Consider the following 10,713-nt stretch of genomic DNA (forward strand, 5'->3'; position numbering starts at 1 on the left):
ATCAGCATATGGGCACTGATCGGCGCGGTTATCAGCAGGAAAATCGTAATCAGTAATTCATTAACACTGACACTCTGCTGCAAACTGAAATAGAAAATAGATCCCAGCAGGATGCCGCCCATTCCCAGGGTGGTCGCTTTGGTAGGGCCGTGTAGTCGCATAAAGAAGTCAGGCATCCGGGTTAAACCAATAGAGCCAATTAACACAAAACTGCCACCAAGCAACAGAAAAAATGCCACTGCCCATTCTATCCAATTCTGCATATTGTGCCTCCTATTCGATGATATCGCCGCGTAGCAGGAACTTGCATACTGCCACCGTACTGACAAATCCCAGCATGGCAATCAGCAATGCCGCTTCAAAATAAAGCGGTGATCCCATCAGCAGGCCATATAAGATAATCAGCGCAATGCTGTTGATGAACATCGTATCCAGGGCCAGGATCCGGTCAGGCAGGCTCGGACCAATAAGTAAACGCCACAAATTCAGTAACAATGCCAGGCTAATCATGCCAAACACCAGAAATATTACCTGATTTAACACTGAAATATCTCCTTTAATGGAGCTTCATAACGGCTCTTAATTGTCGCTATTAACTCAGCTTCATCTTCTAAGTTAAGCACATGTATTAACAACCAACGCTGGGTTATCTCTTTGGCATCAGGCTCAGTATCATGACAGGGATACACATCAGCACTAACGGTGCCCGGTGTCATCGATACGGTGCTGGCCAGAATCGTTATTGGTAAATCGTGCTGTAAGTCTAATGGTATCCGGACAAATGCCGGGTTAAGTTTACGCTGCGGGCCCAGAATAAGAATGGCCACCTGGGCATTGGCAGTAACAATGTCACCAAACACCCGTAAAATATACCGCAGTGCCAGGAACGGCCGTTCGATTAACGGCTGCGGATCACGGAACTTTGCACTGATCCACGGGATGACTAACGCCAGAATAGTGCCGAAGAATAAATGAACCACCTCAATACTCTGATTCAGTAACAGCCAGACCAACAGCAGTAACACACTGCGATAGGGTGTTGGTAGCCAGCTAAAACGTGGTGTGACTCTCATGGTTGCTCTCCCACACTTGCCGCATCACCCAGAATAATTGTAATACTCGTTTGAATATCACGCATTTGTTCGGCTGCGGCAAAAGACAATTCAGTCAGGGGCCCGGCAAAAACCACCATCAAAGGTGCAGCCAGTAATAGCCAGGTTAAAGCAAAAGCCTGTAAAGGCAAAACCCGCTCCGGCCCTGCCTCATTCCCGCTAACCCGCCAGAACAACACGCTGCCTGCCCGAGATAAACCGATCAGCACCATCAGGCTACTGATTAACACTATCGTCCACAAAAGTAACTGTTGTGACGGCGTGCCCGCTGCCTGCAGAATCATCAGTTTGCCCACAAAGCCAGACAACGGTGGTAAACCCGCCACGGTTACCGCGGCAACCATAAACAGAGTACCCAGCAAAGCCGGCTGTGCCATACGCCGCCCTGGCACGAGTCGGTCACCGGCTTTGCCCCGCTGTGCCCCTATCACATCAGCCAGTAAAAATAATGCACCACAAACCAATGTCGAATGTATTGTGTAATACATCACTGCTGAGGTCGCCGCTGAGTTTTCAATCGCCACCAGGGTGACCAGGGTACCGACTGAAATTATGACCAGATTAGCCACCAGTTTTCGCAGATCCTGGCTGGCCAGAACACCAATAGCCCCCAGCATAATCGTCGCCAGTCCCAGCGGCCATAACCAGTCAGACGCGATACCGGCTAATGGCCCGGCCTGCTCGCCAAAAATCGTGGTATAGACTCTTAGCAAGGCATAGATGCCAATTTTAGTCATCACTGCAAATAAGGCTGCAACCGGGGGTGATGCCGCCGAGTAGGTTGCCGGCAACCAGAACTGTAATGGTAATAAAGCGGCTTTGAGCGCAAACACAATCAATAATAACAGACCACCGGATTTCACCAGCATCAGATTTTCCGGCGGCAACTTTGCTACCTGTACCGCCATATCAGCAATATTAAGGGTACCGAGGGTGCCATATAAAATTCCCAGCGAAAATAAAAATACCGCTGAGCCCGCCAGATTCAGCACCACATAATGCACTGCCGCTTTGGTTTTATTTTTACCACCGGCATGCACCAGTAAGCCGTAGGAGGCTATTAACAACACTTCAAAAAAAACAAACAGGTTAAACAGGTCGCCCGTTAAAAAAGCGCCGTTAATCCCCATCAGCTGAAACTGGAACAGAGGGTGAAAAAACGAGCCTTTCTCATCCTCACCGGCACTACCATAGCAAATTGCGCCAAGCGCCAGAAACGAGGTTAAACACACCATGCTGACACTGAAAATATCAGCGACCAGGATAATGCCATAAGGCGGTTGCCAGTTACCCAGCGCATAGAAAGCAATACCGTCGGTCTGAGTCTGCCATAACAGACAGCCTGTCAGGATAAGCAGAATAACTGTTGATACCATACTGACCCAACGCCGCCGCATAGGTGAGTAATGAATTGGCGGCAACATAATCAGTATTGCCGTCAATATTGGCAGTAAAATTGGCGCAATAATCAGATGCGACATTACCGGCTCTCCTTACGACTCATTTGATTACCCGGTAATTTACCATCAACGTGGTCGTTCCCTAAATCAGCCCGGGCGCGAATTGCCAGGATCACCAGATACGCGGTCATCGCAAAGCCTATTACGATAGCGGTCAGAACCAGCGCCTGAGGCAACGGATCGGCATAATGTTCTGTGGTGCCAAGCACTGCGGCCCCCTGCAACGTCAACCGGCCTGAGGAGAACAGAAATAAGTTAACGGCATAAGCGAGCATCGTCAGCCCGACAACAACCGGAAATGTACGGCCTCGCAATAGTAAAAAGACACCACAGGCGGTAAGAAAGCCGATACAACCGGCAAGTAAGCTCTCCATTATATGCCCTCCGTATGCACTGGCCGATGGCTGGTAGTCATCTTACCCAGACTGGCCAGAATCAGCAGGGTCGACCCTACTACCGTAATATAAACCCCGGCATCAAAGGCAATGGCACTGGCCAGCTCAATTTTGCCCAGGATGGGAATATCAAAATAATCAAACCACGACGTTAAAAATGGCTTACCGAACACCCAGCTGGCAACACCGGTAACCAGGGCCACCATTAACCCAACGGCGACCACCCGCTGATATTCAACATTCATCCGGCTTTTCACCCACTCCACCCCGTGCGCGATATACTGCAGAATAAGGGCAACAGCTGTTACCAGCCCTGCAATAAACCCCCCACCAGGCAAGTTATGGCCGCGGAAGAAGATAAAAACGGAAACCATCAGCGCCAGCGGTAATAAACTCTGCGACACGGTTGCCAGCAGTACCGGATGGCGCTCCAGAGCCCAGGGTCGCCCTTCCCCGTCGCTGCTGGGCTTAAATACCGGGATCCGGGTCAGTAATTTAAAAATCCCCAGTGAAGCGATGCCAAGCACCGCTATCTCCCCGAACGTATCAAAACCCCGGAAATCTACCAGAATTACATTCACCACGTTGGTACCACCGCCGCCGGTTTTCGAATTCGCCAGAAAGTAGTCCGAAATCGTGTTAAATGGCCGGGTCATAATCGCATAGCTGATACTGCCTATCACCACGCCAACCATACTGGCCAGGCCAATATCTCGGATCACCCTGGTGGGGCTGGACTGCTTCGGCGTTTTGTGCGGCAAGAAAAATAATGCCAACATCAGCAATATGATGGTTACCACCTCTACTGACAACTGAGTAAGCGCCAGATCGGGGGCCGAAAAGCGGGTAAAGGCAATCGATACCATTAAGCCCACCACTGAAATCATTAACAGCGCAACCACCCTTTGCCGGTGAAACACCACCGTCGCAAAAGCGCTGATCAGCAACATGGCGGCACCGGCGGCATTCACAGCATCCACCGGTAATTCCGGGCGCCCCCCGAACAGCGTATCAAGTTGCAGCAAAGGCAAGCCGGCCAGTACCACAATGGCCATCAGCAAAAATACCAGATAACGTTGTAACGACCCGTTATCCAGCCAGCCGTAAATTTGCTGACAGCGTTTTGCCAATAGTTTCATCGCCGCTTCAAAAGTCGTAATGGCATCGACCCCCGGCAATGTATTCTGAAAATCAAACAAGTGCTTACGGTTAACATAAATAAGTGCACCACCGGCCAGCGCGACGATACTCATTAACAGCGCCACATTAAAACCATGCCAGATTGCCAGGCTGTATTCAGGCACGTCAGTACCTAATACGGCCAGCGACGCAGCATGCAACAGATCGCCGACAATATAGCCTGGCGCCACCCCCACCAGAATACACAGCACCACTAACACTTCCACCGGCATCCGCATATAGCGCGGGGGTTCATGTGGCGTCTTCGTCAGACCTTTGGGTTTACCGTTGAAAAACACGTCGTGAATAAAACGCATTGAATAGGCCACTGAAAAAATGCCGGCTATTGTCGCCAGCACCGGTATTATCCAGGACAATGAGCCCAGCAGATGCTGCTGCAACGTTTCCACAAAAAACATTTCTTTTGATAAAAAGCCGTTTAACAGCGGTACCCCGGCCATGGCGGCGGCGGCAACCATCGCCAGCGTGGCGGTTATCGGCATAAAGTGCCACAAGCCATTGAGTTTTCGCATATCACGTGAGCCGGATTCATGGTCGATAATACCGGCTGCCATAAACAACGACGCTTTAAAGGTCGCATGGTTAATAATATGAAATACCCCGGCAACCGCCGCTAAATCAGTACCCATGCCAAATAACAGGGTGATTAATCCCAGATGACTGATAGTCGAATATGCCAGCAACCCTTTTAAATCGTGTTTAAACAGCGCCAGATAAGCACCAACCAGTAATGTCGTTAACCCGGTCAGACTGACCAGTAAGAACCATAAATCGGTACCGGCCATTGCCGGGTAAAACCTGGCCAGTAAAAAAATGCCCGCTTTAACCATGGTTGCCGAGTGTAAGTAAGCACTTACCGGGGTGGGCGCAGCCATGGCATTAGGTAACCAGAAATGGAAAGGGAACTGAGCTGACTTGGTAAAACAGCCCAGCAGAAACAGTACTAATATCAGGGGATACCAGCTGTGCTGCTGGATAACAGCACCACTGGCCAGAATAACGTCCAGATCATAACTGCCGGTAACTTGCCCAAGCAGCAACAAGGCCGCCAGCAGACATAAACCGCCAGCCCCGGTGACTGTCAGGGCCATTCTGGCTCCCCGTCTTGCCTCAGACTTATGCCACCAGTAACTGATAAGCAAAAATGAACTGATACTGGTTAACTCCCAGAAAAACCAGAGTTGCAGTATATTATTTGACAGCACTATACCCATCATTGCCGTCATAAACAGCATCAGATAAGCATAAAAGCGCGGCATTGAGTCTTGCTCAGATAAATAATAACGGGCGTAGAGAATAATCAGTAAGCCGATACCCAGGATCAGCAAACTGAATAAAAACGCCAGGCCGTCCAGCCGGATACTGATATCAAGTCCGAGTAGCGGTATCCAGGCCAGGCTGTAACGCAAGCTCTCACCGGCAAAGACCGCGCTTGCGTGATACAACAGTATCATCAGCGCGAAAGCCGGAGGAATGGCTGTCGCCATCGCACAGGCGCTGCGTCGCCAGTTGGCAGTCAGTAACGGCACCAGGGTACCCAACAAGGGAAGTAATAGTATCCATAACAATGTCATAGCGTCGTTGCTTCCTTTATAAAAAGGCCTGATATAACCCTACGTTACCCAGCGCGGCATCCAGGTTAGGCCTGCTGTCAGTTACCAGGCTGGTCCGGGCAGCAGCGCATAAAATAACATAGCAATACCACCGGAGGTGAATTAAAACCTGATTGGATTTTAGCAATATTTATACCGGTAAGTAGCCGGAATGTCTATTAAAGTCGGCGCATCAGCTTGCGAAATGGCCGCAACATTTTTTGCAGAAACATGTTTTTTTAATTTTAAAAAGTGCTTGAATAGGTTATTACTATGTTCTTAACTTTTATCAGGATAATGCTATGTCACTTATGTCGGTACAACAGGTTGCTGAGTTTCTGGGGATCCCGGATATCCGGGTTGAACGGTTAGCCAGAGAAAATTTGCTGGTTGCCACAGATAAAGACGACAACGGTAAGCCTTTATTTAATGAAGATGATGTTAAGCGTTATAAAGTACTGGCAGAGCGCTTAGGCGGTTTGTAACTGCAGCTGCCGGACAAGTTGCTGCTGCCAGTAATGGCTGAGCGGCTGATCTATCATTAATCTGTTCTGCAACGTCACATACCACAGCCAGCAAAAGCCGCTGAAAACGATTTTTGCCAGCGCCAGTTTTGCCGGAAGCTGTTTTGCCGTTTCGGCATAATCAGTCCGCTGTTGCTGGTAGGCTGTCAGCAATTGCTGCTCTAAACCGGCAGATAGCTGATAATTCAGTGACACGGCAGCCAAATCCAGACAACTGTCGGCAACCTGAGCATATTCAAAATCCAGCAACCACAACGAATCCTCCGCCCACAGCATATTGCCGGCATGCAGATCGAGATGACATAGCACTAAATCACTGGTCAGAGCCTGATATTGTGCTGCTGCAGCCTGCAATTTTTTATATATTTCCTGTGCCTCAGAGTTAAAAGCCTGCCAGGATGGCTTAGCTAACTGGTCCAGATAGGTTCCCGGTTGCAACACGGCCGTTTGCACCGGCAGCTGATGCAAGGTTGCCAGGGTTATGGCTAATAAAGGCAGCGACTGCTCAGTCACCACAAAATCACTGCCCCCATCAATAAACTCGCTGATCAGCACCTGCAAATGGTTGTTTAAACACAGCGGCGCTGGCGCAATCCCTGCGACGGCAGCAGCATGCTGGCAACGGAGCTCCTGTTGCCGGCATACGTTACTGCCTGCAGGATAACGCCGGACCGCATACAAGCCGCGGCGTGTCTCTACCCGGTAGTTCAGATTTAGCTCACCATTGGACAACGGTGAAATGGTAAGCGGTGGATGGCCGGCAAAAAACTCCAGATGCCGGCACAGCGCGGTTATCTGCCCGGCGCCACCAGTTGCGGCTGCTGCTGATAATTTGCCCGCCATATAAAATATCCTGCTAACGCAATAATGGTATACAGCATAAACAACAGGGTTAGAAAATACAGATGTTTCTGTGCATAAACATAAATTGATACCGCATCAATTACCACCCAGTATAACCAGTTCGATACCAGTTTACGGGCGACCAGCCAGGTGGCCATTACGCTGAATGCGGTCGTTTGTGCATCCAGGTATGCAAAATCTGCATGGGTATAGTTTGCCATCAGGTAACCCAGCAGCAGGCCGATAACGCCGGTAACGGCAATTAATTGCAAATGCCGGCGCAACGGCCATTCCGATACGTTATTCTGCCCCTGATGCTGCTGCTTTAATTGTTGCCAGCGCCACCAGCCATACAGTGCCATTGCTGCATAGTATAACTGCAGCAATGCGTCTGATAACAAAGCAGAATCCCACATGATATGAGTAAATATTATTGTGCTCAGTAATGCTGCAGGCCAGCACCAGAGGCTCTGGCGCATAGCCAGGATGACATAGGCCAGTGCCAGCAAGGTTGCCAGCAGCTCCAGGCTATGCATCAGCTGCCACTGATCCAGCGCATTACTCAGCCATAGCATCATGGTTGCAAATCACCATGAATAAACTTGCAGACAAATACCACCTTGCCGTACTGGGCAAAAGACGCCTTGATACAGTCTTGCAGGGCCTGCATCACGTCGTCATAGTCGCCAAATAGCTGGGTGCTCATGGTATTGGTAATGACCCGGATATCCGGGTACTGGTTCAGCTGTTCAATAAAGCCTTTAATCGGCCCGATATAATCCTCAGCCAGAGGGTATTTACTGATTTCTACCGATAATTTCATCACAACTCCGTTTATGTCGTCGTAAAATTAAAATTGATAGCTGGCACTGAGCCCTACCCGGCGTGGTTCAGCAAACTGCTGATACACATGGGGCTCATAGCCATCGCGTGGGTCGTTGCCAAAATAAAAACCCCTTATCCCGACATCCTGATCCAGCGCATTGCGGCTCCATACCGCCAGTTGCCACTGTTGTAACTGATAACTTAACCGCAGGTTTAATAACTCATAGCGGCTGGAACGGGCATTGTGACCATCAGAATAATAGTAACTGTCTTTACCCTGCAGCCCGGCATTAAAGGTAACGGTATCGCTCAGATACCAGTCTGCGGCCACACTGTAACTAAAACGTGGTGCCTGTGCCTGTTCCCGGCCAGTAAAATCGTCACCATCAATCGTGACGTAATTCCCCAGTTTGGTTTTCAGCCAGCTGGCGTTTATCATCACTGCCAGCTGCGGGTGCAGTTGCAGCCGGTTTTCGATTTCAATACCGTAGTTGCGGCCACTACCGGCATTATCGATAAAGCCGGCAAACTGCGGGCCGCTGTTTGGGTTCAGCCAGCCTTTAACCTGCATATCCTGGCGCCACATATAAAACGCCGCTACCCGGGTTACCAGGCTTTGATCCAGCGCCGTGCCTTTTACCCCGAACTCGGCGTTATACAGGGTTTCCGGCGCAAAGCTGGCTTTAGTCAGTAATTCGCTCAGATTGTCATCGGCGGCTTTGGCCAGTGCATCGCCGTTAACCCCACCTACTTTATAGCCACGGGATGCCAGCAGATAAATAAGGGCCTGCGGACTTGCCTGATAGTTCAGGCTCAGCTTCGCGCCCCACATGGTGTCACTGTTACTAATCAGATTAGCGCTGCTGTCGGCATAGTCATCTTCATAGCGTTCAAGCCGCAGACCTGACACCAGGCTCAGCCGCTCGCTGAGCGGGGTATTAAGTTCAGAGTATAACGCCAGATTACTGCGACTAAGCTCACTGGCAAAGGTATCGGCCTGCCATAAATCCCAGTTCCAGAACTGGCGGGTTAAATCAAACTCTTTACTGGCCGCATAAACCCCCAGCACCCAGTCGCTTTGGCCAAGCTGGCCGGCCTCGGTAGAAACCAGCCGGTAATCGAGGGTCAGCTGTTCACGATCACGTAAATAGCGATCGGTGGTTGAATATTCATCCGGGTGCAGGCCGACATAGCTCCAGTCCTCATCAAAACCGTAGTCCATATCAGCGTCTAACCAGCTTAACTGGCCATGTAATCTGGCAAAGGTTAAGCCGCTGTAATCAGCCTGCAGGGCCAGCGCGGTACTGCGCAGTTTGTCCTGGCCGGGTTCGTCAGACAGGGTTGTCCGGTCGCGGTCCAGCGAAAAGGCATCGTAGCCGTTATCCTGGTCGACAACATGGCTTACCAGTTGCAGTTTCAGATCGTCAGCCGCCTGAAAAGCCAGCTTAAACCGACCGGTAAACTCATTAATATCGTTGGTATCATCACGGTTAAGAAAGCGGTTTTCAATAAAGCCGTCTGATTGTTGTTGCTCCAGCGACAGGCTGTATCCCCAGTTGGAATTCAGGGCATTGCTAAACTGGCCCGCCAGCTGATAGCTGTCGTAATTGGCTACTGTCAGGCTGGCTTTGCCCTCAGCACTGGCACTTGGCCCTTGCGTTGTCAGGTTCAGCATACCGGCCAGTGCATTGGCACCAAAGCGGGTCGCTTCCGGGCCACGAAACACTTCCAGCTGCGCAATATCGCTGATGCCACTGATACCCATACCGGAGTAGTCAATACCATCAATCAGAATACCCACCGAAGGGTTAATGGTATCGACAAACTCACTGCGCTCGCCAATACCCCGGATCTGCAGAAATCTGCCGCGCGATGCCCCAGCGCTGAAGTTAACATTGGCGAACTGATTAAGCAGCTGGTCAAGGTGTTGCACCGACTGGCGCTGCAAATCCTGCTCTGTCACAACCGTGATACTGCCTGCCAGCTGGCCGACTGGTTGCTGGCGTAAATCGCCGTGCACAGTAATGCGCTCTATCGCGGTAACAGCTGAAGTACTCTCTGCTGCGGCATCGGCGTAGACAACGGGGGTAACAGCCAATGCGGCAAACACAGCTGAAGTGACTAAAGACGGGGAAAAACGCATTTTTGTATGACGCTCCATTAAATAAAACAGAGATCACACCAGCTTGAGGAGTTAGCACCATCCCTCCGCCGGTATAATCCGGATCAGGTTCTAAGGGTTTGCCCGAAAGCATCTCAGCGACTGTACTTAACAAGTACCATGCACCCCTTGGTTGCGCGGCAAGTGTAAAGCTTTTCAGTTGTTACAGCAAGCGGGCTTTTAACAACGGGGTGCTGTGCATAATGACAGATAGGCTATACTCACTGACAGCTTTGCCTGTGCTGCAAAGCCTGACAAGGAGCCAGCCCATGAGCAGAGATACCACGCTCGCCCATCTGCACCCGGTGTTCCGGCAAAAAGTAAAGTTGTTATTAGAGGATCTGGCACACGCCAATTTACCGTTCCGGGTATTTGAAGCTTTTCGCTCACCACAGCGCCAACACGAACTTTACCGCCAGGGCCGCAGTAAGCCCGGGCGCATTGTTACTAATGCCAATGCCTGGCGTTCATATCATCAGTATGGCGTCGCCGCTGATTTTGTCTTGTATATTGATGGTAAATGGAGTTGGGACGATAGCGGTGAGCGTAAAAAGTGGTGGCAGCAATTACATAAACTGGCCGGCAAACACGGGTTACAGCC

The 10,713-nt window shown here is 50.4% G+C and carries 12 protein-coding genes and 1 riboswitch; of the genes, 2 read left to right on the forward strand and 10 right to left on the reverse strand.

Features of this window, described 5'->3' with window-relative positions:
• The 6 genes from R3177_RS09320 to R3177_RS09345 all read right to left on the reverse strand — a co-directional run.
• Positions 1 to 263 (reverse strand): Na+/H+ antiporter subunit G (locus tag R3177_RS09320; RefSeq protein WP_318970764.1); only part of this gene is annotated, 263 nt, incomplete at its 3' end.
• Positions 264 to 273: 10 nt separating this feature from the next.
• Complete coding sequence (locus R3177_RS09325) at positions 274 to 543, reverse strand: K+/H+ antiporter subunit F (RefSeq protein ID WP_318970765.1); 270 nt, start codon at positions 541 to 543, stop codon at positions 274 to 276.
• Entirely contained in the window at positions 537 to 1,073 is a 537-nt protein-coding gene (locus tag R3177_RS09330) for a Na+/H+ antiporter subunit E (RefSeq protein ID WP_318970766.1), read from the reverse strand. Before R3177_RS09330 ends, R3177_RS09325 begins: the two co-directional genes overlap by 7 nt.
• Positions 1,070 to 2,593: a monovalent cation/H+ antiporter subunit D gene (locus R3177_RS09335; protein ID WP_318970767.1), complete on the reverse strand. Its 1,524-nt coding sequence runs from the start codon at positions 2,591 to 2,593 to the stop codon at positions 1,070 to 1,072. Before R3177_RS09335 ends, R3177_RS09330 begins: the two co-directional genes overlap by 4 nt.
• Positions 2,593 to 2,946: a Na+/H+ antiporter subunit C gene (locus R3177_RS09340; protein WP_318970768.1), complete on the reverse strand. Its 354-nt coding sequence runs from the start codon at positions 2,944 to 2,946 to the stop codon at positions 2,593 to 2,595. The genes R3177_RS09335 and R3177_RS09340 overlap by 1 nt, the downstream gene beginning before the upstream one ends.
• Entirely contained in the window at positions 2,946 to 5,741 is a 2,796-nt protein-coding gene (locus R3177_RS09345) for a monovalent cation/H+ antiporter subunit A (protein WP_318970769.1), read from the reverse strand. Before R3177_RS09345 ends, R3177_RS09340 begins: the two co-directional genes overlap by 1 nt.
• Positions 5,742 to 6,061: 320 nt before the next feature.
• On the opposite strand from R3177_RS09345, the gene R3177_RS09350 reads away from it, so the two are divergent.
• Entirely contained in the window at positions 6,062 to 6,244 is a 183-nt protein-coding gene (locus R3177_RS09350) for a helix-turn-helix domain-containing protein (protein ID WP_318970770.1), read from the forward strand.
• On the opposite strand, the gene R3177_RS09355 is transcribed toward R3177_RS09350, so the two are convergent.
• Genes R3177_RS09355 through R3177_RS09370 form a run of 4 tightly spaced genes read right to left on the reverse strand, consistent with a single transcriptional unit; the run spans position 6,230 to position 10,094 of the window.
• Positions 6,230 to 7,126 carry a phosphotransferase gene (locus R3177_RS09355; RefSeq protein WP_318970771.1) on the reverse strand — a complete coding sequence of 299 codons (897 nt, stop codon included), beginning with the start codon at positions 7,124 to 7,126 and terminating at the stop codon, positions 6,230 to 6,232. The two genes, R3177_RS09350 and R3177_RS09355, sit on opposite strands and share 15 nt — an antisense overlap.
• A complete protein-coding gene (gene pnuC, locus R3177_RS09360) occupies positions 7,075 to 7,704 on the reverse strand; it encodes a nicotinamide riboside transporter PnuC (protein ID WP_318970772.1) in 630 nt (209 codons plus the stop codon). The genes R3177_RS09355 and pnuC overlap by 52 nt, the downstream gene beginning before the upstream one ends.
• The gene (locus R3177_RS09365; RefSeq protein ID WP_318970773.1) at positions 7,701 to 7,949 is read right to left on the reverse strand and encodes a YkoF family thiamine/hydroxymethylpyrimidine-binding protein; all 249 of its coding nucleotides are present in this window, start codon (positions 7,947 to 7,949) and stop codon (positions 7,701 to 7,703) included. The genes pnuC and R3177_RS09365 overlap by 4 nt, the downstream gene beginning before the upstream one ends.
• A gap of 27 nt (positions 7,950 to 7,976) precedes the next feature.
• The gene (locus tag R3177_RS09370; RefSeq protein WP_318970774.1) at positions 7,977 to 10,094 is read right to left on the reverse strand and encodes a TonB-dependent receptor; all 2,118 of its coding nucleotides are present in this window, start codon (positions 10,092 to 10,094) and stop codon (positions 7,977 to 7,979) included.
• Positions 10,095 to 10,137: 43 nt separating this feature from the next.
• Positions 10,138 to 10,252, reverse strand: a riboswitch (TPP riboswitch).
• 129 nt (positions 10,253 to 10,381) lie between these two features.
• On the opposite strand from R3177_RS09370, the gene R3177_RS09375 reads away from it, so the two are divergent.
• A partial coding sequence (locus tag R3177_RS09375) for a M15 family metallopeptidase (RefSeq protein ID WP_318970775.1) occupies positions 10,382 to 10,713 on the forward strand: 332 nt, incomplete at its 3' end.

The sequence above is a fragment of the Arsukibacterium sp. genome (genome assembly GCF_033722355.1).
In the GTDB taxonomy this organism is placed as follows: Bacteria; Pseudomonadota; Gammaproteobacteria; order Enterobacterales; family Alteromonadaceae; genus Alishewanella.